Origin of the sequence: Rhodococcus sp. NPDC060084, assembly GCF_042730335.1 — a bacterium.
In the GTDB taxonomy this organism is placed as follows: Bacteria; Actinomycetota; Actinomycetes; order Mycobacteriales; family Mycobacteriaceae; genus Rhodococcus.
The window spans coordinates 24,629-47,797 of sequence record NZ_JBHWWX010000020.1 but is presented as its reverse complement, the minus strand read 5'-3'; the positions used below and the strand labels follow the sequence as shown (position 1 = coordinate 47,797).

The 23,169-nt window shown below is 65.4% G+C and carries 19 protein-coding genes and 1 pseudogene; 6 read left to right on the top strand and 14 right to left on the bottom strand.

Annotated elements, in window-relative coordinates; translation table 11 throughout:
- Window positions 1-64: 64 nt before the first annotated feature.
- Entirely contained in the window at window positions 65-1,261 is a 1,197-nt protein-coding gene (locus ACFWBU_RS12645; RefSeq protein WP_378528423.1) for an MFS transporter, read from the bottom strand.
- 949 nt (window positions 1,262-2,210) lie between these two features.
- Between ACFWBU_RS12645 and ACFWBU_RS12640 the strand changes: the two genes are divergently transcribed.
- Window positions 2,211-2,777: a hypothetical protein gene (locus ACFWBU_RS12640; RefSeq protein ID WP_378528422.1), complete on the top strand. Its 567-nt coding sequence runs from the start codon at window positions 2,211-2,213 to the stop codon at window positions 2,775-2,777.
- Window positions 2,778-2,815: 38 nt separating this feature from the next.
- On the opposite strand, the gene ACFWBU_RS12635 is transcribed toward ACFWBU_RS12640, so the two are convergent.
- Complete coding sequence (locus tag ACFWBU_RS12635; RefSeq protein WP_378528421.1) at window positions 2,816-3,592, bottom strand: LGFP repeat-containing protein; 777 nt, start codon at window positions 3,590-3,592, stop codon at window positions 2,816-2,818.
- 417 nt (window positions 3,593-4,009) lie between these two features.
- On the opposite strand from ACFWBU_RS12635, the pseudogene ACFWBU_RS12630 reads away from it, so the two are divergent.
- A pseudogene (locus tag ACFWBU_RS12630) lies at window positions 4,010-4,443 on the top strand (5,10-methylene tetrahydromethanopterin reductase); the annotation flags it as partial.
- 74 nt (window positions 4,444-4,517) lie between these two features.
- Here ACFWBU_RS12630 and ACFWBU_RS12625 read toward each other — a convergent pair.
- Entirely contained in the window at window positions 4,518-5,027 is a 510-nt protein-coding gene (locus ACFWBU_RS12625; protein WP_169652895.1) for a DUF402 domain-containing protein, read from the bottom strand.
- Window positions 5,028-5,131: 104 nt separating this feature from the next.
- Between ACFWBU_RS12625 and uvrB the strand changes: the two genes are divergently transcribed.
- Window positions 5,132-7,291, top strand: coding sequence for an excinuclease ABC subunit UvrB (uvrB, locus tag ACFWBU_RS12620; RefSeq protein WP_169622970.1), 2,160 nt, complete (start codon window positions 5,132-5,134; stop codon window positions 7,289-7,291).
- Window positions 7,292-7,476: 185 nt separating this feature from the next.
- A complete protein-coding gene (locus ACFWBU_RS12615; protein WP_169622971.1) occupies window positions 7,477-7,929 on the top strand; it encodes a universal stress protein in 453 nt (150 codons plus the stop codon).
- A gap of 24 nt (window positions 7,930-7,953) precedes the next feature.
- Here ACFWBU_RS12615 and ACFWBU_RS12610 read toward each other — a convergent pair whose 3' ends face one another.
- From ACFWBU_RS12610 to ACFWBU_RS12575, 8 genes are all read right to left on the bottom strand, one after another.
- Window positions 7,954-8,358: a DUF732 domain-containing protein gene (locus ACFWBU_RS12610; RefSeq protein ID WP_378528419.1), complete on the bottom strand. Its 405-nt coding sequence runs from the start codon at window positions 8,356-8,358 to the stop codon at window positions 7,954-7,956.
- A 154-nt stretch (window positions 8,359-8,512) separates the two neighbouring features.
- Entirely contained in the window at window positions 8,513-10,816 is a 2,304-nt protein-coding gene (locus tag ACFWBU_RS12605; RefSeq protein ID WP_378528417.1) for a HelD family protein, read from the bottom strand.
- Between the two features lie 190 nt (window positions 10,817-11,006).
- Window positions 11,007-12,032 (bottom strand): DoxX family protein, encoded by a 1,026-nt coding sequence (locus ACFWBU_RS12600; RefSeq protein WP_169622972.1) that lies wholly within the window; start codon window positions 12,030-12,032, stop codon window positions 11,007-11,009.
- A gap of 208 nt (window positions 12,033-12,240) precedes the next feature.
- Complete coding sequence (locus ACFWBU_RS12595) at window positions 12,241-13,605, bottom strand: cytochrome P450 (protein WP_378528416.1); 1,365 nt, start codon at window positions 13,603-13,605, stop codon at window positions 12,241-12,243.
- 68 nt (window positions 13,606-13,673) lie between these two features.
- A complete protein-coding gene (locus ACFWBU_RS12590) occupies window positions 13,674-14,186 on the bottom strand; it encodes a (2Fe-2S)-binding protein (protein WP_296549898.1) in 513 nt (170 codons plus the stop codon).
- On the bottom strand, window positions 14,179-15,054 hold the full coding sequence (locus ACFWBU_RS12585) for an FAD binding domain-containing protein (RefSeq protein ID WP_378528415.1): 876 nt from the start codon (window positions 15,052-15,054) through the stop codon (window positions 14,179-14,181). The genes ACFWBU_RS12590 and ACFWBU_RS12585 overlap by 8 nt, the downstream gene beginning before the upstream one ends.
- Window positions 15,051-17,423: a xanthine dehydrogenase family protein molybdopterin-binding subunit gene (locus ACFWBU_RS12580; RefSeq protein WP_296549901.1), complete on the bottom strand. Its 2,373-nt coding sequence runs from the start codon at window positions 17,421-17,423 to the stop codon at window positions 15,051-15,053. The genes ACFWBU_RS12585 and ACFWBU_RS12580 overlap by 4 nt, the downstream gene beginning before the upstream one ends.
- 261 nt (window positions 17,424-17,684) lie before the next feature.
- Entirely contained in the window at window positions 17,685-19,388 is a 1,704-nt protein-coding gene (locus ACFWBU_RS12575) for an alkaline phosphatase D family protein (protein WP_169652892.1), read from the bottom strand.
- A 165-nt stretch (window positions 19,389-19,553) separates the two neighbouring features.
- On the opposite strand from ACFWBU_RS12575, the gene ACFWBU_RS12570 reads away from it, so the two are divergent.
- A complete protein-coding gene (locus tag ACFWBU_RS12570; protein WP_240955183.1) occupies window positions 19,554-19,769 on the top strand; it encodes a hypothetical protein in 216 nt (71 codons plus the stop codon).
- A 104-nt stretch (window positions 19,770-19,873) separates the two neighbouring features.
- The gene (locus tag ACFWBU_RS12565) at window positions 19,874-20,911 is read left to right on the top strand and encodes a beta-ketoacyl-ACP synthase III (RefSeq protein WP_378528414.1); all 1,038 of its coding nucleotides are present in this window, start codon (window positions 19,874-19,876) and stop codon (window positions 20,909-20,911) included.
- Window positions 20,912-20,943: 32 nt separating this feature from the next.
- Here ACFWBU_RS12565 and ACFWBU_RS12560 read toward each other — a convergent pair whose 3' ends face one another.
- The 3 genes from ACFWBU_RS12560 to ACFWBU_RS12550 form a co-directional block, all read right to left on the bottom strand.
- Complete coding sequence (locus ACFWBU_RS12560; protein ID WP_378528413.1) at window positions 20,944-22,107, bottom strand: N(5)-(carboxyethyl)ornithine synthase; 1,164 nt, start codon at window positions 22,105-22,107, stop codon at window positions 20,944-20,946.
- Window positions 22,108-22,151: 44 nt separating this feature from the next.
- Complete coding sequence (locus ACFWBU_RS12555; protein ID WP_277350493.1) at window positions 22,152-22,286, bottom strand: hypothetical protein; 135 nt, start codon at window positions 22,284-22,286, stop codon at window positions 22,152-22,154.
- Window positions 22,287-22,430: 144 nt separating this feature from the next.
- The gene (locus tag ACFWBU_RS12550) at window positions 22,431-23,120 is read right to left on the bottom strand and encodes an MBL fold metallo-hydrolase (protein WP_378528412.1); all 690 of its coding nucleotides are present in this window, start codon (window positions 23,118-23,120) and stop codon (window positions 22,431-22,433) included.
- Window positions 23,121-23,169 lie beyond the last annotated feature (49 nt).

Here is a 23,169-nt window from a genome sequence, read left to right as displayed (position 1 = left end):
GGTACTCGACCGCCACCAACGCGAGCCGAATTGCTTGGTCACAACGCCGCATCATATGCAGCCCTCAAGCTTCTGGCTTCGGAGCCATCGACGGGCCTGCGCGCTCGGCGGTACGTACAAGTATTCTCCGAGAGTAAATCGCTTGAAAGACACCAACAATGAAGAACGTCAACCCTAAAAGGCACCAGCCCGTATTACCCGTTCCGACAAGAGCAATCATGATGGCCGGACCAACTGCTACTGCCAGTCCGTCTCCAATCGCGGCGATCGATTGATATCCGCCCGCGTGGTCATCATTCATCATGCTGGTAGAAAAATACCATTTTGAAGTTACGACCAAAACTTCGGCCAAAGCGTGGAGCAAAGTAACGCCGAGAATTATTGCGACAGCGACGCGGGTGGACTCCGTTTCGCCTGCGATCACAAATCCCGCACATACTACGGATAGAAAAATGGATCCGGCCAGGTTTACGTATCTGCCGTGCTTCAATGTCACGACTTTGTTTCCTACGGGGATCTGGATAGTTATAATGATAATCGCGCTGATCGCCAAACAAACTCCCGCCATTGCGGGCGGGGCTACAGTTGATTCGGTAATCCACAACGGCAATCCGACAGTGAGAACCGGCCAGCACAGCATGAGAAGACTCGACCCCAGCATCATTAGCAGGAACGCCTGGTCTTTTACGGCTGTCGAGCCACCGATCCGACGGTCCGCTCGCGACGAGGTCACAGCTGACCGGCGGCTTATCCGAGTGCACATAAGTGCTCCCGCGAACAGCATGGTGCCGCCAATAGCCAAAGCAATCCGGAAAAAGATCTCAGCGCCGGAGGCGAGAACAAGAGATGCGGCGACAGCTGTTAGGGCGTAGAGCACATGTTGCAGAGTCCGGATCCATGAGAGCGATTTCACTCTGCTCATGGGATCCACGCGAGTCGCGACGATGCTAGTCGATAGGCCTGTTTGGGCGGATTGAAGGCCAAGCGTAATAAACAGTGCTGCGAGTAGCAGGACCGTGCTACTCGAAAGCGACACAAGGAGGGCGGCGATACCCCGCAGCGTTAATAACAGAGCTAGCAAGTAGCGGTCATCGACGCGGTCTCCAAGTGATCCCACGGGATATGCAAGAGCCATGCCCGCAACCCCGCCGAAGAGGGAGACCGTAGAAACAACGGCTGGGCTCACGTCTGCAACAGAGACAAAGTAGACTGCCCACAGTGCAATCCATATTCCGTTTGCGAGACTGTTGGCTGCGAACATTCCGTATAGAATTGCTGGCCCGACCGGTCTTGTCATCACCCCGCGGAATTTACGTGAGTAAGACTCATCAGGGAAGCTGCCGTGTCGATCCGGTCGGTACACAGGCGAAGGAGGTGTCGGTCCCGCGCGATCACTTCGAGGTCGCGCGCGCTCGGGCGGTGCAGATGCTTCGTCATGTCGTACGACTACTTGTCCACGTGCAACCGCCCGCTCACGATTGTCCTCGGTCGTTTCTCGATCGTGGAATCCGACATCAAAACAGTACCCCTTGCCAGTGTGTCTCTTGCCAGTCGCCTGGATTGGTCTTGGTGCGAAACACCGCGTCTTCGTCGCACCCGTGTCGCAGTGCCTCACGGATCGCAAGAGACCTCTCGTAATGGGAGCGGCCTTGACCGTTGAGTAGCGAGCAAATGGCCAGAAAGTCTCCCCATTCGCGACCGCGTATCGCAAATTCTCGCCGTCGCCGTGCGGGTCCTCGAGGAACGCGGCGAGCTCGGCCCACGACGTGGTGCGCGCACGGGCACCGGTGAGCATCCCCAGGTGTGTGCCCGGAGCAGATCTACGGCTATGCGGGTCGCGCGTTCCGTCAGCTCGCCCGGATCACGGTGGTCAACGACCTGTCGTCCGGGGCCCGGGTCGCCGTCGTATTGTGGGCCGTTCACCTGCTTGGGTCAGGTCCCGGGCGAGGAACCCCCAAGGGTCGGGGAAGCGATCAAATTCGGTCGACCAGCCGACTGTCACGCCGCTGTCCGATTTGGGATTCGGTTGCGGCTGCGGCGGCCAGTACACAGGTCCCAGCCGGTAGGTCCGTCGGCGCAGGTTACGGAATCCGCGATCTTCGTCCTTGACGTCGTAGAAATTCTCCTGCATGTTGGCGACGCCCCCTCCCCTCGCATAGCTACCCTGGTGCAAGACAATTACATTCCCGTACCATATACAAATTGGCGATATGACAGGAGATCTTCAGGTGTGGGTAATATCCGATATCGAGTCATCCGCGGAATCTCACCGTCTTGAAGTAGGGGATACCCTGGATGTGCCTGCTGTCCTCTTCGGGAAAGAAATGTCACCAGCCTCGGGGATATTGGCAGATATTGAAATTCTGCATGTAACCGATTTTCTCGGAGGTGGTGGGATACCTGTAGTAGTGGCAACCGTCGGAGAAGGGTCTACCGCTATAGTCGACCCCTCTACCTCGGTGACCGAATTGCGGGAGCATCGCGTCAATGGGTACTTCTATTTGGAACCATACTGGTATGCGAACTACACAGGAAAAAGCGGCTATGTCCCAGAAATCCACGCACGTGTAGTCGGCATAGCAAATATTTCAACCAAGGGAAACGGGCATGATGGAGGAATATATTTTCTCCACGACCCACAGGTCCGGAGTTTTCGCGAACTGGATCGGATAGCCACAGATAAACGGAACCGAATCCAGTTTCGGTGTATGCAGATAGAGATTCTGCCTCGAAGGCCATGTGCTGCGGCCTCCGAGGCAGAATCATCTGATTTGTAGAGCCAGTGCTGCGCTCTACTGAGGATCCTCTACGGGGTTCACTCGCCGAGCGGCACGGTTCGAGTAAACCCGAGACCCGGAGGCATGTTGACGGGACATGTAGGGATCTCTTTTGAGACGTTGGGAAGGTAGCAGTATGCCGTAATCACCCCCACCTGGTGACCGGCCCCGAATTTTACGCCAACCTGAAAACCGAGTTGGCGGTCTTCAAAGTCATATTCGTCGCCAACAAAGAACTCCCTCTTATAGTAACCTCTAGTTCCCTTAACAGGGGAATTACGGATCTTCGGATAGTTTCCCTGAAGGAATAGCTCCACCCAACGATCTTCTACCCAGTGCCGTTTATAGTGAGCTTGTCCGAAGGTGGCCACGGTCCCTTTCCTAACGTTGACGCCGGTGCCACCGAGGTCGACGAAACGATGGACGCAGTTCCAACCGTCGGCCGCAGCTTGGCCAGTATGTACGGTTGTTGCGGGATCGCACGGTGTTTGGACTCGCGGTGTGAATGATGGCTCATCAGTAGGAGGGTAGGTTGTCGTCGGGAGTTGCGAATCGTCCTCGATTACCCGATCAAATAAAACATCGATCCAACGCCCATGACGCACCCGCTGACTAGAGATGTCGTAGTACAGAATTCCGCCGATGAAATTGTTCTTTACCTGCCCATAAGTCATTTCTTCAGGTGTGGCGGCGATTTCATCAGTCGTGGGGTAGCTAAGGGGACCGGTTTCCGCACCGAGCGCGTTGTACTTGTCGCGGATCGCGCCACCGACGCTCCACCTCGGTGAGCGGATCGTCGACCTGGTCGACGTCACGGTGGGTGGAATTCACGAGATGGCTGGTACTGACCCGAACGCACACTGGTCCTTGCGCTTGTGCTCGCACACAACGTTCGATTTCGAGAGGCCCGTCCACCAGCTCCACCGAGAACCGATGAGCCAGCACCGTCCTTTGCCGATTCTCTCGTTGGAAGTTGTACCGGCTCCGTCCGGGCCGCTGATCGCCGCGACGTTCACTCGCGAAGGCCTTAGTAATGATCGACCACCACACGCGGACGGGACTGTCCGCTGGACTCCTCAACGACGTACTCGACGTCGGGCACCGGAAAGCCGATGTCCCCGACGGTTCGCCCCAACCCGTAACCGGTGACGCGTCACTGTAACCGCAGCGGGGTTCGGAACTTGTCTTCCCAGTCGACGACCTTCTCTCGCGACATAGGCGCCGGAGCAGGTGGTAGTTCTCGGTGGCCTGGAATCGCTGAACAGCCAGCGTTCTACGGCGACGGCTCCTGGAACAAGGAACACACCCAGCAGATGATCACCCCGTACCGGAACCGCTTCGAACAGTACGGGCACGGCGCGGCCGAGCAGGCCGTCGTCGGACTCGGCGGCCAGGTATTCATGGCGGAACCGAAGCCGAGGCCAGGCGCATCTTCCGTCCGTATTTCGACAACGCGCCGGTGTACGGCCACGGCCCGTCCCTCGAGGAATTCTCTGCGACGACCCCGCTCACCGTGGGCACCCCCGAACAGGTCGTCGAGCGCACCCTCGGTTTCGCCGACTACGCGGGCGACTACCAGCGTCAGCTGTTCCTCATGGATCACGCCGGTCTGCCGCTCGACGTGGTGCTCGAGCAGATCGAGATCCTCGGTCGCGAGGTCGTCCCGGGTCGCCGCACCGGCTCGTAGCTCCGGCTGCGAGCGGGGCCGGAGCCCGGGAATGAGCAGGGGAGCGGCGGGCGTCACTGCCAGCTGATCGGCAGCCCGACGGAGCTCAGCCACGCGTCGACGTCGTGACCGTGGGCGGCGATGCCGTCGACCGCTTCGAACGCGCGCAGGACGGCCAGTTCGGCGTCGTCCGTGTCGAGCAGACCCGCGGCGACGGCGGCGAACAGTTCGTCGACATCTTCTACCGCGGTGCCACGGCCGGTGCGGACGAGAAGATCGAGGTAGTGGTCGCGCGAATGCCACACGTCACCGTCTCGCCAGTACTCGCCCACATCGACGTACCGATCCAGGTCGCGCTCGTGCCCGGGTCGGTAATGGAAGATCGTCACGCGTAGATGCCGGGACGGCAGCAGCCAGGACTCCACGTACCCGAACTCGTGGTGGTCCGCCGGCCGCGCCATGTACAGCCCCCACGGCTCGACCCGGTACACGTCCACCGGCCGCACATTGCCCTTCGGGTCGGTGTTGGTCTGCGCGGGAACATCGAAACGTTCCTCTTTGACGGGGTGAAGGTGCGGCGTCATGACCGCACGTTACCGTCCGCGCGGGAACGGGCGTTGCGCCTGGCGGGGAGCGGCGGGCTCGGCGGCGCGCCGCACGTGTCGGTGGGAGCAATTACCCTGGAAACATGGCGTTCGCAAGTGAGCATCCTGTAGTCGCCCATTCCGAGTTCCGTCCGGTGGGGGAGATCGAACGCACCGACGCCCCGTTCGAGGTCGTCAGCGAATACGAACCCGCCGGCGACCAGCCCGCCGCGATCGACGAACTCGAGCGCAGGCTGAAGGCGGGGGAGAAAGACGTCGTCCTGCTCGGTGCCACGGGTACCGGCAAGTCCGCTACCACCGCGTGGCTCATCGAGCGGCTGCAACGTCCCACCCTCGTGATGGCACCCAACAAGACTCTCGCCGCGCAGCTCGCCAACGAGCTGCGGGAGATGCTGCCCAACAATGCGGTCGAGTACTTCGTGTCGTACTACGACTACTACCAGCCCGAGGCGTACATCGCGCAGACCGACACCTACATCGAGAAGGACTCGTCGATCAACGACGACGTCGAGCGGTTGCGTCACTCGGCCAGTTCGTCGCTGCTCTCCCGCCGCGACGTCGTGGTGGTCGCCTCGGTGTCCTGCATCTACGGCCTCGGCACCCCGCAGTCCTACCTCGACCGCTCGATCCAGCTCGAGGTCGGCCTCGAAGTTCCGCGCGACGCCCTGCTCCGCCTGCTCGTCGACGTGCAGTACAACCGCAACGACCTCGCCTTCACCCGCGGCTCGTTCCGTGTGAAGGGCGACACCGTCGACATCATCCCTGCCTACGAGGAACTCGCGGTCCGCATCGAATTCTTCGGCGACGAGATCGAGGCCCTGTACTACCTGCACCCGCTCACCGGCGACGTCGTCCGCAAGGTCGATTCGTTGCGGATCTTCCCCGCGACGCACTACGTCGCCGGACCCGAGCGGATGGAACGCGCGGTCAAGGACATCGAAGCCGAACTCGAGGAACGTCTCGCCGATCTCGAGAACCGCGGCAAGCTTCTGGAGGCGCAGCGGCTGCGGATGCGCACGCAGTACGACCTCGAGATGATCCGGCAGGTCGGATTCTGCTCCGGCATCGAGAACTACTCGCGGCACATCGACGGCCGGCCCGCCGGCACCGCACCCGCGACGCTGATCGACTACTTCCCGGAAGACTTCCTCCTCGTCATCGACGAGTCCCACGTCACCGTGCCGCAGATCGGCGCGATGTACGAAGGCGACATGTCGCGCAAGCGCAACCTTGTCGAATTCGGTTTCCGCCTGCCCTCGGCCGTCGACAACCGCCCGCTCACCTGGGAGGAGTTCGCCTCTCGAATCGGCCAGACCGTCTACCTGTCGGCGACGCCCGGACCGTACGAACTCGGACGGACCGGCGGCGAATTCGTCGAACAGGTGATCCGCCCGACCGGACTGGTAGACCCGAAGGTCGTCGTCAAGCCCACCAAGGGCCAGATCGACGACCTGATCCACGAGATCCGGGAGCGGGCCGAGCGCGACGAACGTGTGCTCGTCACGACGCTGACGAAGAAGATGGCCGAGGACCTCACCGACTACCTGCTCGAACTCGGTATCCGGGTGCGGTACCTGCACTCCGACATCGACACGTTGCGCCGCGTCGAACTGCTCCGGCAGTTGCGTCTGGGCGAGTACGACGTCCTCGTCGGCATCAACCTGCTCCGTGAGGGTCTCGACCTCCCCGAGGTGTCGCTGGTGGCGATCCTGGACGCCGACAAGGAGGGGTTCCTCCGCTCGAGCACGTCGCTGATTCAGACCATCGGGCGCGCGGCGCGTAACGTCTCCGGCGAAGTGCACATGTACGCCGACAAGATCACCGACTCGATGGCGCGCGCCATCGACGAGACGGACCGCCGGCGAGAGAAGCAGATCGCTTACAACAAGGAGCACGGCCTCGACCCGCAGCCGTTGCGCAAGAAGATCGCCAACATCATGGACCAGGTGTATCAGGAAGCTGAGGACACCGAAGCCATCGAGGTGGGCGGATCGGGCCGCAATGCCTCGCGCGGACGTCGCGCCCAGGGTGAGTCGGGACGCGCGACGAGTTCCGGTGTCGTCGAAGGTCGCGACACCACGACGATGCCGCGCGCCGAATTGGCCGACCTCGTGCAGCAACTCACCGACCAGATGATGCAGGCCGCACGCGATCTGCAGTTCGAGCTGGCGGGTCGGCTCCGCGACGAGATCGCCGATCTCAAGAAGGAATTGCGGGGGATGGACGCCGCCGGTCTGAAGTAGATCCGGATAACCGCTCCCGGCGGCCGCGAGGGTCCGGGACGCGTCCCTGTGGCGTGGGACCCAAATCCCCCATGCGCCCCGGTGTCCCGATACTGTCTACGCCAGCGCCGGGGGGAGGGTTCGCATTTCTTCCACCGGCACCATCGGCGGCACGCGCCGGTGACCGGAACACGATGGAGGAACGAATGAGCGCCTACCGGACCATTGTCGTCGGGACGGACGGTTCGGAATCGTCGTACAAGGCGGTGGAGAAGGCAGCTGCCCTCGCGGGAGACGCCGGCGCCAAGTTGGTGATCGCCTGTGCGTACTACCCGGCCGATCCCAAGGACACCGCACACGCCGCAGACGTGTTGCGCGACGAGGCCTACCAGGTCACCGGATCCGCACCGACCTACGAAATCCTCCGCACGGCACGGGAAAAGGCCACCGTGGCGGGCGCGAAGAACATCGTCGAACGGCCCGTCGTCGGTTCGCCCGTGGAATCCCTCCTCGCCCTCGTCGCAGAGGTCGAGGCGGATCTCATCGTGATCGGTAACCGCGGACTGAACACCCTCACCGGCAGGCTCCTCGGCTCGGTGCCGTCGGACGTGGCCCGGAAAGCGACCTCCGACGTGCTGGTCGTGCACACCGTCCGCTGACAGAGTTCCGCGAACGCGCGGGAGTCAGCAGTAGGTCTCGCGCGTGATCTCGACATAGTGCCGGGCGGCATCGTCGCCCGGCACCGTCGTATGCGTCGCCGCCGCGGCGTACGACGCGATCGGCCGCGCTGTCTCCAGGATGCGTTCCTCCGGCATTCCGGCTGCGAGCTGGTCGCACAGTCCGCGCGCGACCGCGAGCAGGGTCTCGTCCGGAACATCTGCGACCAGTCCCGCTTCGTCCAGCGTCTCCTTCATGCGTGTCGCGCGCGCGTCCAGTACCGGTGGCTCGGCCGCGGCCGTGGCGGTGGGTGTCTCCACCGCCTCGACGGGGTCGGCTGTGCCGGCCGAGCATGCGGCAGCCGCGAGCACTGCCGCGCCGGCGAGCAGAACCCGAGCCGCGGCGCCGATCGGCCACCGTCCCCGTCCCATCACCCTCACCTCACACCGTCGACGAACCGGACGTTTCTGTCGGCGGTGCCGTGGCGTACGGCACCGTGCACAGGACCGTACCTTCCCGGCATAACGGAATCGTTCCGATCCACGGCGTGCTGCTTCCACACCGCTACCTCGAGACGGCCCCCGCTCAACACCGGGCCTGGGCGGCGAGTCCGTCGAGCACCCGGGGGAGCGGGGTGGTGTGCAGCACGCCGAGTCTCTGGGTCGCCCGGGTCAGCGCGACATAGAGGTCGTTCATGCCGCGGGGAGATTCCGACACTATCTCGGACGGCTCCACCAGCAGGACGGCGTCGAACTCGAGGCCCTTGACGTCCTTGACGGCAGCGACCGTCACCGACGGTGAGGCGAGGTGCGCCCACTCCGCCACCAGGCGGGCAGGTACCAGAACCGCCGTCGTGCCCGGTCCCGACTCCTCGTCCAGTGCACTGCGCACCGCGTCGACCAAGCTGTCGGCCTCCACCGAACGTGCCCAGGGTTCGTAGCCGGATTCGCGCACCGACTCCGGCGGGAGTTGCTCGGGGTCGATCTCCGCGAGCACCGCGTGCGCGACCCGCATGATCTCTGCCGGTGTCCGGTAGTTGACGGTGAGTTCGGCCTTCTTCCACCGGTTCGCGACATACGGCTCGAGGACCCGCTGCCACGACGTGCTGCCCGCCGGATCACCGGTCTGGGCGGTGTCGCCCACGAGGGTCATCCACCGGTTCGGGATTCGGCGCATCAGCGCCCGCCACGCCATCTCCGACAGTTCCTGCGCTTCGTCGACGATCACGTGCCCGTAGGTCCAGGTCCGATCACCGGCAGCACGTTCCGCGGTGGTCTCGTGGTCCCGGTGGTCCTGGCGCTCCGCAAGCTGGGACGCGTCGATCAGGTCGTACGCCATGAGCAGTTCGGGGTCGAGGTCGTCCTCGAGATCCTGCGGTGCGGAACCGGTGAGGATGTCGAGTGCGCCCTGGGCGTCGGCGATCTGCCTGCGCCACCTGCGGGACGCGCGTTCTCGTTCCGCCGCGTCGTCGACCCCGAGCAGTTCGGCGATCTCGTCGAGCAGCGGGGCATCGGCGGCGCTGAAACGTCCTGCACCGTCCGGGCGGTAGAGAGCCTCGATCTGGTCTTCCGAGAAGTGCGGAGCGGCCGAGGCGAGACGTTCCCGTGAGGCGAGCAGATCCGTGAGCACCTGCTGCGGGGTCAATTCCGGCCACAAGGCGTCGATCGCGGAGACGATGTCCCGGTCCGCCCGCATCTCCGACCGGATGTCGTCGATGTCGTCGCGGCTGAGCAGGTTTCCGCCGTTGACCAGGTCGGTACCGATGATGGAGGCGAGCTGGTCTGCGAGCGCTTCGATGACCGCGGACACGAAAATCGGACGAGCCAGATTGTGTGGCCGACGCGACGAGCGTGCCCGGCCGCGTGCACGCGAGACAGATTTCCGGTCGAGCATGAGGCGGTAGGTGTCGAACGAGACGGGCACCGCGGAACTCGGGACCTCCTGCCGGTCCCGCACCGCCTTCTTGAGGATGTCGACCATGGCCGACGAGCCCTTGAGTTCACCGGCCTCGCGGCTGTCGTCCAGCGTGGCCTTCACACCCGGATACAGGTCGCCGATGGTGGACAGCAGCACGCCCGTCTCACCGAGAGAGGGCAGTACCTGACCGATGTAGTCGAGGAAGGTGGAATTCGGGCCGATGATCAGCACGCCGCTCTTCGCGAGTTGCTTCCGGTACGTGTAGAGCAGGTATGCGGCGCGGTGCAGCGCGACCGCAGTCTTGCCCGTTCCCGGCCCGCCTTGCACCACGAGCACGCTTCGGTGCTCGGAGCGGATGATCGCGTCCTGCTGGGCCTGGATGGTGGCCACGATGTCGTGCATCTGCCCGGTGCGGGCGGCGTTGAGGGCCGCCAGCAGGGCGGACTCGCCGGCGACTCCGCCTGCAGCCGGGGTGTCGGAGTGCTCCTGCGCGGCGTCGAGATCGAGGTATTCGTCGTTCAGGGCGGTCACCGAACGTCCACGACTGCGGATGTGGCGACGCAGCACCACGCCGTCGGGTGTTGCCGGCGTGGCGAGATAGAAAGGCCGCGCCTGCGGTGCCCGCCAGTCGAGGAGAAGCGACTCGTAGTCGTTGTCTTCGTCCAGAATTCCGATGCGCCCGATGTATCGGCTGTCGAGGCCCCCGTCGTTGTCGACCTCGTCGTCCCGCACGTCGATCCGCCCGAAGCACAGGCCGTGTTCCGCGGCGTCGTACTTCGCGAGATCCTCGGTATACATCTGGGTGAACGACTCACGTTCGGAGCGTGCCTGCGGGGTGCCCCCCGACTCCCGGAGCACGCGGGTCAGCCTCGTCTTCGCGTAGTCGCGCAGGTCGTCGAGGTGCCGGTAGAGCATCGAGACGTAGGCCTGCTCAGGCTCGAGGTCTGGGTGGGACGCGCCATCGGCCGGCACATGAACTCCTCGGATAGGGACAGATCGAACGCGTGGGGGCGTCGACGGAAGTGCCCGAGAAGTCTAGTCGGATCGCCGGGGGCGTCGAGGAACACCCGGAGACAAAGCGCAGGCACGCGGATCCGGGTGGATCCACGTGCCTGCCGCGGAAGCCGATCACTCCGCTCGCTGTGCTCGTCTCGAGGCGGTCTTACCGCTTCTTCTCGAGCGCCTTACGATTCTTCTCGATGGTCTTTTCTGCCTGCTTGCGGGCCTTCTCGGCGCTGATCCGTGCCTTCTCAGCGGCCTTGAGCGCCTTGGCGTTGAGCACCGCCGAACGCTCGTCTGCAAGCTGTGCCCACTCGCTGCTGCGATCACGGGCGGTGTCCAGGAACTTGGTGCCGCGTACACGGGCGACCTCGGCGATCTCGGGGCCGCGTTCCTTCGCGACGTCGAGCAGTTCGGTGCCGCGCTCGCGTGCGGTGTCCGCGAACACGGGGCCGCGTTCCTTCGCGATGTCGATCAGGCCGGTGCCGCGCTCCCGTGCGCGTTCTGCGAGTACGGGGCCACGATCACGCGCAACCTCGAGGAAGTCGGTGCCGCGTTCCTTCGCCACCTCGGCGAGGACGGGACCACGTTCCTTGGCGACATCGAGCAGATGACCGCCGTGTTCGGCTGCGTCACCGGTCAGGGACTTCACGCGATCGGCGACGTTGCTGAAGGCCTCCGCAGTGCCGCGATCGGAGGAAGCTGCGAGGGGGAGAGCCGCTGCCACGGAAGCCTGGGCGTGCCGCGCCGCGCGGCGGCCTCGCCATCCGAGCGACGGTTTGCCTTCGGTGTCCACCGCGGCGATGAGGAGCCCGCCCAGCAGGCTGACACTCTTGATGAACTCGGTGCGCTGCTTGGAACGGGTTTCCGCATCCTGAGCGTTCCAGAAGTCGTGTCCGACGGCGGTGGTCGGTATGAGCGAACCTGCGAGGGCGAGTGCCGAGAGTCGAGGTGCCTTACCGAGCGCGAAGAGCGCGCCGGCACCGATCTGCACGGCGGCGTTGAGCTGGATCAGCGTCTCGGGGTTGCTCGGGAGCCGATCGGTGACCGAGGCGGGCAGGACATTCACCGCCTGATCCAACGCGGGCTGAGCCGCGTTCGCCCGCGGAGCGGGATTGCGGAGAGCGTCGACGCCCCCGGCAATGAAAATGGACGCGAGCATCGGCCTCGCGAGTCTCCGGACGATCATGTAATTCCTCCCGTTGTCGGGTGTGTTGCCACCGCAACCCGTGTACCCCCACCGCTGCCGGAATATGCCCGGGATCCCGGAGTGTCGCCCGGGATGTCCTTTTCCGCGCAGAAGTGGGGTTCGCATAGGACGGAACTTCTAGATAACCCGAATCGGCAGGGGTGCACACCCGCCGGCGCAACCGGGCCGAGACCTGAGGGTCGTCGCGTCAATCGATGCGCGCGACCTCCGGGCGGGCGGTCACCGGGGCGGCCAGTTGCTGCTCGTCGCAGATCCGTTGCAGCTTCTCGAGCGTGGCGCTCAGGCCCGGGCCTCTCCGGGGGCCCGGAGTGAAGGACGCGGGCAGGTGCCGCATGCCCTGGATGACACCGATGGTGTCGTAATGCACCGTCCCTTCGGGATCGCACCGGAAGTCCGGCATGCGGTCGAGTACCGCGGTGAGCATCGACTTGAACACCGTTCGGGCTACGTTGGAGCCGATGCAGCGATGGATTCCGAGACCGAAACTGAAGTGCCGGTTCCCTTTCCGGTCCAGGACGATCTCGTCGGGATCGGGAAAGACCGTCGCGTCACGGTTCGCCATCGCCCACGACAGCCACAAGCGCTCACCTTCGCGCAACTCGGTGCCACCGACCTCGAAGTCGGCCGCGACGGTGCGCCCGTCGCCCGGTGCCGGCGTGAAGAAGCGCAGGAACTCTTCGGTGGCCGAATCGAGCAACTGTTCGCGGTCGCGGATGAGCACGTCACGCTGGTCGGGATTCGACGACAACCACTCGAGCGAGTGGGCGGTGAGCGCCGTCGTCGTGTCGAAACCGCCACCGATCAGCAGTCCGAGCATGCCCAGCAGTTCGAGGTCGGGCGCCGGCTCGCCGTCGATGCGCAACTCGACGAGCCCGTTGACGAGTCCCGGACGAGGGTTCGTCTTGATCTCGGCCAGATTCGACAGCAGGTCGATCCCCATCGCGCGGTGCATCTCGGCGACCCGCTCGGCGTCCGGCGAATTCTCCGGTGTGTAGACCGACGCGTGCACCGGTTCGCTGTACACGGACCATTTCTCGATCGGGATACCGAGCATGGCGAGGGTGAGGACGGCGGGCACGACGTTGGCCAGGTCGTCGACGAAGTCGATCCGTCCGGATTCGATCTTCTCGTCGAGTGCGGCGTGGGCTGCTTCGTCGATGAACGGTTCCCACCGTTTCACCGCGGCAGGGGACAGGTAAGGGTTGAGGACCTGCCGGTAGAGGCGATGCTCGGGGTCGTCCATCTCGAGAATGCCGCCGCGCACCATTGCCGCGCGACGTGCGGTGGGAATCGAGATCCCCTTGTATCCGCGCCGGGTGCCGTGAACGTCGTGGTCGTTCGACACGTCGGCACTGCGTGCGAGCTCGAAGACCTCGTCGCTCCCGCTGGCTACCCAGTGCCCGTCGTAGGTGTCGGTCCAGGCGAGGGGGCACCGGGCGTGAAGATCATGCGTGATCTCCTCGAACCGATGCCGGTATTCCGGGGTGTGCCGGTCGAAATGGGCCCGGGGGTGCTTACGGTCCCGGTCGACGGGTGCGTCATCGATGGTCACAGCTGTTCCTTCGCTGTACAGGGATACTCGGGCGGGATCGTCTTCACTCGGTGTTGTCGTCGTATGCGTCAGGCGCCGGATGCGGCGACGGTGCCGGGCTCGCCGCTGGAGTCGGGGCCACCGGCCGCGGCGCGTACCGCGCGGACGATGCCCTGGTAACCGGTGCAGCGGCACAGGTTGCCCGAGATCGCTTCCCGGATCTCGTCGTCGGACGGTGACGGGTTCTCGCGCAGGAAAGCGGTTGCCGAGACGATGAATCCCGGTGTGCAGAAACCGCACTGGAGTCCGTGCTGGTCGCGGAAGGCTGCCTGGACGGAGGACAGTTCCCCGTCGGCGCCGGCGAGGCCCTCGATGGTCGTCAGTTCGGCTCCGTCGGCCTGGACCGCGAAGATCAGGCACGCGCGCACGGCCTCGCCGTCGAAGAGGACGGTGCACGCCCCGCACACTCCGTGCTCGCATCCCAGATGTGTGCCGGTCAGGCCGCACCGCTCGCGCAGGTAATCGGCCAGCGTCAAGCGCGGTGGTACGCGATCGTGGCGGGTCGCGCCGTTGATCCGGACACGGATATCGACGTCAGTCATCGAGTGCCTCCTTCACGGCGCGGTTCCACGCGCGAGCTACCATCGCGGACCCGACGCGGCGCCTGTACCCGGCCGTGCCGTGACCGTCCGACGGAACCGCGTCGAGATGTGCGGTCGCGTTGCGGCCGACCTCCTCGGCGGAGATCGTCGATGCCCCGCGCCCGAGCAGTTCCTTTTCGACCGTTCGCGCGCGGATCGGTGTCGGGCCCATTCCGAAGACCGTGACCGCGCACCGTTCGATCCGCTCGTCCGCATCCACGCGGAGCGCGACCGCAGCGCCCGCCACCGCGAAGTCGCCGCTGCGGCGGGTGAACTCTTCGATCGCAGAACCGCATCGGCCGCCCCACACCGGGAATGTCACGGCGGTCACCAGTTCGTCCGGTTCCATGGCCGTCGTCCACATCCCCTGGAGGAACTCGGCGGCGGGGATCGTGCGCAGCCCCCGGGGGGAGCGCGTTTCGATGTCGGCATCGAGGGTCAGGGCCACCGCCGGATACTCCGCTGCGGCATCTGCGTGCGCGAGGGAACCGCCTATCGTGCCGCGGTTGCGGATCTGGAAGTGCCCGATGAGCGGTGTCGCGCGGGCGAGCAGGGGAACGCTTCGGGCGATCGTCTCGGACCGGCCGACCATCGTGTGCGTGGTGGTGGCCCCGATCCGGACGGTGTCGGTGCCGGCCGTGATGTCCGCCAGATCGGTGAGTCGCCGGAGGTCGACGAGGTGGTCGAACACGGCGAGCCGCAGGACGAGCAGCGGCATCAGGCTCTGCCCGCCGGCGATGAACTTGGCCTCGTCACCGAGTTCGGCGAGCAGGTGAACCGCCTCGTCGGCCGTCTCCGGTGCGTGATAGTCGAACGTGGCGGGTTTCATTCGTCGTCCTTCGCGGCGGTGCGCGCGTCGTCGATCATCGTCAGAACGGCGGAGGGGGACAGCGGCAGCTGCTTCAGTTCGACTCCGAACGGAGCAAGCGCGTCCATCACCGCGTTGAGCACTGCGGGCGTCGCGCCGATCGCGCCGCCCTCGCCGACGCCCTTGAAGTTTCCGGGCCCCGGGCTCGGGGTGTCGATGTGCCCGATCTCGATCGCCGGAATCTCGGATGCCGTCGGCAGCAGGTAGTCCATGAAGGTGGTGGCGACGGGATTGCCGCTGTCGTCGTACGCGAGATGCTCGTACAGTGCGCCGCCGATTCCCTGGACGGTGCCGCCGCAGATCTGGCCCTCCACCACGCTCGGATTGATCATCTTGCCGCAGTCCTCGCTCACGATGTAGCGAAGCAGAGTCACCTTGCCGGTCGCTACGTCCACCTCGCAGGTGCACACGTGGGTGGCGTTGGCCCAGATCATCATGTGTGGTGTCCGGTAGCGCCCGCTCGCTTCCAGACCCGGCGGGACACCCGGTGGCAGGGCCTCACCCTGGAAGTAGGCGATATCCGCGATCTCGGCCAGCGACAGTGTCTTGTCCGGTGCGTTCCGCGCCGACGCCGTGCTGTCGACGAAGTCGATCTCGTCGGGAGTCGTGTCCAACCGGTGCGCCGCGATCGCCACGATCCGTTCACGCAGGCCCGCGGCGGTCTCGGCAATCGCACCTGCCGTCATCGACCCGGACCTGCTGCCACCGGTGCCGGCCCCGAACGGCGTGACGGCGGTATCGCCCTGGACCGTCCGGACATCCGCCATCGCAACGCCGAGGGCATCTGCCGTCAACTGCACGACGGTCGTCTCGAGACTGTTGCCCGCGGAGCCACCGGCAACATAGACGTTCACCTTGCCGGTCGGCTCGATCCGGATGGTGGCGCCCTCGGTGCTGTGGAACGAGGTTCCGCCCGTAGTCGGCTCGACGTAGGTGCACGTACCGACGCCGAGGTACCGTCCCTCGGCGCGGGCGCGTTGCTGCTCTTCCCGGAAGTCCTCGTAGCCGAGCATCGCCACAGCCTGCTCGAGAGTGTCGAGGGGTGAGATGTGATCGAGCGGCATGCCGTGCGGGTTGAACGCGGGCAAGTCCTCGCGGCGGATCATGTTGCGACGTCGCAGCTCGACGGGATCGATGCCGATCCGGCGGGCGGCATGGTCGAGAAGCACTTCACGAGCGACGGATTCGAACTGCCAGGGACCACGGTAGGCAAGCCGGCCGACGGTATTGGAGTAGTGGAACTTCACGCTGAACGACGCGTCCGGGACCCGGTAGGGACCCGGGAACAGCATGCCCACCACGACTCCGGCGGTGAGAGGCGAAGGAGTGGGGTAGGCACCGACGTTCTGCACATGGTCCATTCCCGCCGCAAGGATCCGGCCCTCCGCGTCGAAGGCCATCCGCACGTCTGCGTGCTCATGACGCGCCATACCGGACGACATCAGATTCTCTTGCCGGTCCTCGATCCACTTGACCGCCGTGCCGAGCGTGCGTGCCGCGAGCTGGATGCAGATCTCCTCGCGCAGCGGCGCAACCTTGAGTCCGAAACCCCCTCCGGTGTCGCGCGCGATCACCCGGACCCGGTGTTCGTCGATGCCCAGCAGCCGGGCACAGAAGCCGCGCACCTCGTGGGGCGACTGGGTGGAGATCCACACCGTCATCTCGCCTGTCGAGGCCGACCACTCCGCCACCAGCCCGCGGGTTTCCATCGGAACGGGTAGGTAGGCCTGCTGAAAGATCTGCTGCTGCACGGTATGTGCGGCGGCCTCGAAGATCGGATCGAGATCCGATGCCGGACGTCCGGCCATCTCACCGGCGGAGTTGCCGGCGAACCCGGCGTGCACGAGATGCGGTGACGAATCCGCGGTGACGTAATCGAGTACCGGTTCGAGCGGTTCGTACTCGACTTCCACGAGTTCGACGGCGTCTTCTGCGACGTACCGGTCGACGGCAACGACCAGGGCCACCGGGTCTCCGACGAATCGCACCTCTTCTTCGGCGAGCGGTGGCCGAGGTACCGGCGGCATGCCGGGCATGTCGAGCGCGTAGGAGATCTGGTGCGCGACGGTGTTCAGTTCGGCGGCGGTGTATACCGCGAAGACGCCCTCGAGCTGCAGTGCCGCGGATGTATCGATCGCGCCTATTCGCGCGCGGGGCAACGGGCTTCGTACAAAACAGGCGTGCACCATCCCGGGCCGGGTCACGTCGTCGACGAACGTGCCGGCGCCCGTGACCAGGCGGAGATCCTCGATGCGCGGAACCGAGGTGCCGACTACCCCGCGCGCGGCGGCGTCGTCGCGGACAGCTGGGGGAGTCTGCGTGCGGGTCACCGGAGTGCTCGTCGCAGAGGGCGGTTCGGTATGCGGGAAAACGACGGCGGAAGTGTCATGCGGCAGGTTCTCCGTTCACCTGGACAGTCCGTCAGGCGTCCGCTGAAGGCTTGTGCCCCAACAGGTTCGAGAATGAAAGCGCAAACACGTGCGGGTTCGGCACGTGCGGAATGTCTAACATCGCCGACGGTGCGATGTCAACAAGATATGTCGTCGTCGATTATGTGGTTGCGATTTCGTGAGAATTGCATTTACGGCAGGTCAGGTCTCCGCGCGGTCCGGACGATGCAGTCGCGGCGCGTCCGTAGTCGCGTCGTCCCGCGACAGGACCAGGTCGGTGACGCACTCGAAGTACGGGGCGGCGCTACCACGGCTCGTGGTGCGCTCGATCGACAGTCGTGCCGCGCGGCCGTGCAACCGGAGCGTCGCGATCTGGTTCCCGAACGTCGGCCCGGCGATCCGATCCCACTCCACGGGCGACCGGGGAACCGGCGTGACAAGCCGGAGCAACCCGCGTACCGACCGTTCCGCCAGGCGACTCCACGCCGCCCGGAACCCCGCCCGGACCGCGGCCGGAACCCGATTGTGGAGAGGTGAACACGTCAACTGATAGACCTGCGAGTCGGTCGGGAAGGTGAACCGCGCGCTCGCGGCGTAGGCGTGGTGGACATCGCCCGACAGCACACAGATCGTCGCCGGCGGGATGCCGGACGCGTCGGTCCGGTCTCCGCGGGCGACTTCGCCGAAGAGTCGCGCGAGACGGTCGAACGAGTCGTGGAACGCCGCCCAATGCTCGAGGTCGGCGCCGCGGCGCAGACTCTCCGCCCAGCGGGCGAGCCGCGGTCCCCGCGCACCGAACGCCAACTGCTCGTCCCAGGCCTCCGCATCGTGCAACGCGCGGGGCAGCAGCCAGGGCAACGACGTTCCGACGAGGAGGTGGTCGTAGTCGCCCACCGTCTGGTCTTCGATCCAGTCGAACTCCGGATCGGAGACCATCTCGCGCCGTTCCGAGGTGAGGACCCGCCCGCAGCGCGAATCGATCACGAGAAGACGCACCGACCCGAAATCCCGGCGATACGACCACTGCACACCGCGCGCACCGTCGGCCTCCTCGTCGGCCTCGGACGCGAACTCGCGCAGCAGGGCGGTCGCGTCGCCGGTGGTCCCGCGGATCTTGGCGTACAACTCGTTCCGGCGCAGTTCCGCGGGCGAGAGGTTTCCGAGGTGCTGGTAGATCCAGTACGACATGAGCGCCCCGACGATCCGCTCCTCCCACCAGTTGCTCGCCTCGAATTCGGCGCGCCACGATTGCGAGGTGTTCCAGTCGTCGTGCACGTCGTGGTCGTCGAAGATCATCGAGGTCGGCACGGTCGACAGCAGCCACCGCACCTCCGGGTCCGACCACGCCTGGGCATAGAGCCAGGTGTATTCCTCGAAGTCCCGCACCTGGGCGCCGGGCGGCTCGTCCAGGTCGTGCCGCTCTCCGACGCGTTGCAGGATTTCGGGCGACAGTTCGTCGGCATAGACCTGGTCGCCCAGCAGCATCAACGCGTCGGGCCACAGGTCGCGCGGTTGCGTCCTCATACGCTGCGCGTAAACCGCGAGAGCGTCCGCGCCGAGCGACTCGTCGCCCCCGCCGTCGGTCTCGGCGCCGGTGGTGGCGACCCGGCACGAGCCGAACGCGAGATCGAACCGGGCGTCGTCGCTCAGGGACCGGATGACAGAGGCGTCGGCGTCCTCGAGTGGCCAGACGTCGGTGTCGTCGAGTCGCACCCGGTACGGCGTGGTGGAACCCGGCTCCAGGCCGTCGATCACCACGAGCGCGTAATGGTGTCCCTCGACGGACCACGTCCGTTCGGAACGGCCGAGTATCTCGACGGTGCAGGGGGCAGATGTTTCCACCCACACCGTGGCGTCCGTGGAACCGACGTGCCTGAGGACGGGGCCGAGCAGAAGTGCCGCCATGGTTCACCGTGCCGGAGTTCGCAGGAGCGAGGCCTGATGCGACCGAATCGTACCGGGATCAGAAGGCCGATCCCGACGAAACGAGCCCCGGGAAGGGGAATCGGGGGGACGCTGTTGATGCCGGCAGTCTCCGCCGGCGGAACTTCGGAACGAGGGGAGTCCGGCGTGGACGACAGTCAGGATCCGAGTGGATGGGACAACCTCGACGAAGACGCGAAGCGGCAGGCGCAGGACAAGGCCGAGAAGGTCCGCAAGATGTACGAACCCGGGGTACGGCCCACCGAAACCGTGCCGGGTACCGACGGAATGGTCTCCGGTACCGCGTTCGCCGAGCCTGACGACGAACATCGCGGGGACGAATCGGAAGCGGACCGGCAGTAGAGCGGCCGGCTGTCCTGTCCGGCGTTCAGTCGTGCGCGCGGGGGCGTTGTGGCGATGCCATGGAAGTGCTTCCGAACGGCGCGCGGTAGGGGCAAGATGTGCGAATGCCCGCACACATCACCACCGCACCGCCGACAGTTCACACCGCCCTCCTCGGTCTGGGGGTCTACCGGCCTCGCCGCGTCGTTCCCAATTCGGAGATCGTCGAGCGCATCGACTCCACCGATGAATGGATCAGGACCCGCTCCGGCATCACCGCCCGCCACTGGGCCGAACCTGACGAAACGATCGTCTCGATGAGCACGGCCGCTGCCCGCGACGCGCTGTCCGCGGCGGGCATGGATGTCGATCAGATCGATGCCGTCGTACTGGCCACCTCGTCGCAGATGGTGCTGGGACCGTCCGCGGGGGCTGTCGTGGCCACCGAACTGGGCATGCAGAACACCGCCGCCTACGACGTCTCCGCGGGCTGCGCCGGGTTCTGCTACGCGCTCGGCAACGCGGCGAGTCTCGTCCGCGCCGGCCAGGCCCGCAACGTCCTGGTCATCGGCGTGGAGCGACTGTCCGACCTGCTCGATCCCACCGACCGCACGTGCGCGTTCATCTTCGCCGACGGCGCCGGGGCCGCAATCGTGGGCCCGGCCGAGGAGGAAGGGATCGGGCCGGTTGCCTGGGGCTCGGACGGCAGCCAGACCGACGCCATCAAGCAGGACAAGGATTTCCAGCAGTATTTCGGCGAGGTCGACGCCGCGCTGGCCGGCGGTCAGACGCCGGTACGCCCGTACATCCGGATGAACGGCGCGGCCGTTTTCCGCTGGGCCGTGACGTTCCTCGAGACGGCGTGCAAAGACGCCCTGGCGAAATCCGGCGTCACGGTCGACGACCTCGATGCCTTCGTGCCGCACCAAGCCAACAGCCGCATCACCGATGCCCTGATCCGGACCTTGGGACTACCCGACACCGTGGCGGTCGCTCGCGACATCGCGGAAACGGGCAACACGAGCGCGGCCTCGATTCCGATGGCCATGGAAGAGTTGCTGCGATCCGGTGCGTCCAAGCCCGGTGACACGGCACTGCTGCTCGGGTTCGGGGCCGGGCTTTCGTACGCCGGGCAGGTCGTCCGGATGCCCGCGATCGCGTAACCGCGACCGGCGGGTGCCGGTCGCGGCACCCGTCATCGCGCGGTCGCGTCCACCGTCTCCGCGAGCATCGCGTGCGGGTAGTCGGCGGCGCGGTGCTGGAACGTGGTGATACTCGGATTCCGGATCACTCCGTCGCGAATCTCGATCGCTCGGGCGATGACCTGGTCGCCGGCCCAGGCGTCCGGGCCGGAGAGGACCGTCCGCACGTGGGGGAGCAGCGCTGCACTGATTTCCCACGTCGCGGAGTTCCACAGGTACGACGGACTGTGATCCACGGCGTAGTAGTGGATGTTGTTACCGACGACGAAGCTCGGCTCGGTGAACGAGGTGGGCCTCGCCCAGCTGAACCCCATGCCCGCATCGCACGACACATCGACGATCAGGCTGCCGGACGCGAACGCATCCAGGTCTTCTTCGTGGAGGAACGTGAGCGGTTCCGCGGTGTCCTGCAGGACGCAGTTGACCACGATGTCGTTCTCCGCGAGGTACGGCGCCAGCGGCACCCGTCCCTCGTCGGTGAGCACGAAGCTGCGATGCGGATCGGTGGCGTCGTGTTCGAACCGAACGATGCGCGCCGAGTGGATAGGCGATCCGACGGCGGCCACATCACGGTTGGTGAGCACCCGGACATCGTCGATGCCGTGTGCGTTCAAGGCGGTGACCGCGCCCCGGGCCGTTGCCCCGAACCCGATGACGACGGCGCGCAGACGACGGCCGTAGTCACCGGTGCACCCGATGATCTGCAGACCATGGATCACCGAGCTGTAACCGGCAAGCTCGTTGTTCTTGTGGAACACGTGCAGCCCGAAGCTCCCGTCGCTGCGCCAGTGGTTCATCGCTTCGAAGGCGATCAGCGTCAGCCGCCGGTCGATGGCCTGCTGCGTCACCGCGGTGTCCTGGACGCAGTGCGGCCAGCCCCACACCGTCTGGCCCTCCCGGAACTCCGCGAGATCGCTCGCCTGAAGCTTGGGCAGAGCGATCACGTCGCAGTCGGCGATCAACTGCTCCCGGGAACGGAATCCCGCGACGAAGGGCTCCAGATCGGTATCGGACACACCGAAGGGTGTGCCGTAGCCGGGCTCCAGATAGATGTGGGCACGCAAATCCTCGTCGATCCGGGAAAAGTGGTGCGGGTGGATCGGCAGACGTCGCTCGTTTTTCTTCCGAGAGTGCGCCAGGACACCGAGATCAAGCATATGTAGTTGTGCTCCTGCGGGTTTGGTGATGAGGGAGAGTTGTGTCAGCGCTTCTTGACGTGCGCGACGATCTCGGGATCGGCCTGGGAGTTCGCGCCCGACTTCTTGTCGGCCCGCTTTTCCTTCAGCGACTTGCCGGACTTCTTGGACATGGAACTGCGAGGCGATTTGTCGGCCATGCTGCCACCCTCATTCGAGGACCTGAACGGTCCTGATGACCTGACAGTACGGGATCACCGGCCCGGAACCTCGCTCCGCCTCGAATGCGGGGTCCCCGAACGGCCGGCGTCGAGGCTCGGGCCGATGACCTGCTACGCAGTCCGTCACCAGCCGCGTTCGCGCCACTCGCCGAGGTGCGGACGCTCCGCGCCGAGCGTCGAGTCCTTGCCGTGCCCGGGGTAGAACACAGTGTCGTCGCCGAAGCGGTCGAAGATCTTCGATTCGACATCGTTCATCAGCGAGCGGAAGGCGTCGTCGTCCGGGGTCTTGCCGACGCCGCCGGGGAAGAGGGAGTCGCCGGTGAAGATGTGGTGCTTGCCTGTGCCCTGTTCGGTGAGAACCAGCGCGACCGACCCCGGTGTGTGCCCTGCGAGGTGAATCACCTCGAGATCCAGGTCACCCACCCGAATCGACTCTCCCTCGGTGAGAATTCGATCGGGTGCGACCGGCAGCGGTCCGGCGTCGAGTGCGTGCGCGGCGGTGGGGACACCCGTCTCGGCGGCGACCTTCTCGAGACCCTGCCAGTGATCCCAGTGCTGATGGGTCGTGACGATGAGTTCGAGGTGCGGGGCGTTGTCGCGCAGGAACTGCACCAGTGTGTCGGGTTCGTTTGCGGCATCGATGAATACGGATTTGCCGGTCGCGGTGTCGGTGACGAGGTAGGTGTTGTTGTTCATCGGGCTGACGGCGAGTTTGACGATCTCCGCGCCGGGGACTGCGCGTCGCTGGGCCGGACCTCCCGGGGTGACGTCGCCGGTGTAGGTGTCCTCGATGATCACGGTGTGCTGCGTCATACCCGCAAACCTACCGCCGCCACACCCGGGAGGGGACGAAGCGCGCCCG

What these genes read in the sequence shown, in the direction of transcription:
- ACFWBU_RS12645 (WP_378528423.1), bottom strand. Translation starts at nt 1,261, where the DNA reads ATGTTCGCAGCCAACAGTCTCGCAAACGGAATATGGATTGCACTGTGG.
- ACFWBU_RS12640 (WP_378528422.1), top strand. Translation starts at nt 2,211, where the DNA reads ATGACAGGAGATCTTCAGGTGTGGGTAATATCCGATATCGAGTCATCC.
- ACFWBU_RS12625 (WP_169652895.1), bottom strand. Translation starts at nt 5,027, where the DNA reads ATGACGCCGCACCTTCACCCCGTCAAAGAGGAACGTTTCGATGTTCCC.
- uvrB (WP_169622970.1), top strand. Translation starts at nt 5,132, where the DNA reads ATGGCGTTCGCAAGTGAGCATCCTGTAGTCGCCCATTCCGAGTTCCGT.
- ACFWBU_RS12615 (WP_169622971.1), top strand. Translation starts at nt 7,477, where the DNA reads ATGAGCGCCTACCGGACCATTGTCGTCGGGACGGACGGTTCGGAATCG.
- ACFWBU_RS12610 (WP_378528419.1), bottom strand. Translation starts at nt 8,358, where the DNA reads ATGGGACGGGGACGGTGGCCGATCGGCGCCGCGGCTCGGGTTCTGCTC.
- ACFWBU_RS12600 (WP_169622972.1), bottom strand. Translation starts at nt 12,032, where the DNA reads ATGATCGTCCGGAGACTCGCGAGGCCGATGCTCGCGTCCATTTTCATT.
- ACFWBU_RS12590 (WP_296549898.1), bottom strand. Translation starts at nt 14,186, where the DNA reads ATGACTGACGTCGATATCCGTGTCCGGATCAACGGCGCGACCCGCCAC.
- ACFWBU_RS12585 (WP_378528415.1), bottom strand. Translation starts at nt 15,054, where the DNA reads ATGAAACCCGCCACGTTCGACTATCACGCACCGGAGACGGCCGACGAG.
- ACFWBU_RS12575 (WP_169652892.1), bottom strand. Translation starts at nt 19,388, where the DNA reads ATGGCGGCACTTCTGCTCGGCCCCGTCCTCAGGCACGTCGGTTCCACG.
- ACFWBU_RS12565 (WP_378528414.1), top strand. Translation starts at nt 19,874, where the DNA reads ATGCCCGCACACATCACCACCGCACCGCCGACAGTTCACACCGCCCTC.
- ACFWBU_RS12560 (WP_378528413.1), bottom strand. Translation starts at nt 22,107, where the DNA reads ATGCTTGATCTCGGTGTCCTGGCGCACTCTCGGAAGAAAAACGAGCGA.
- ACFWBU_RS12555 (WP_277350493.1), bottom strand. Translation starts at nt 22,286, where the DNA reads ATGGCCGACAAATCGCCTCGCAGTTCCATGTCCAAGAAGTCCGGCAAG.
- ACFWBU_RS12550 (WP_378528412.1), bottom strand. Translation starts at nt 23,120, where the DNA reads ATGACGCAGCACACCGTGATCATCGAGGACACCTACACCGGCGACGTC.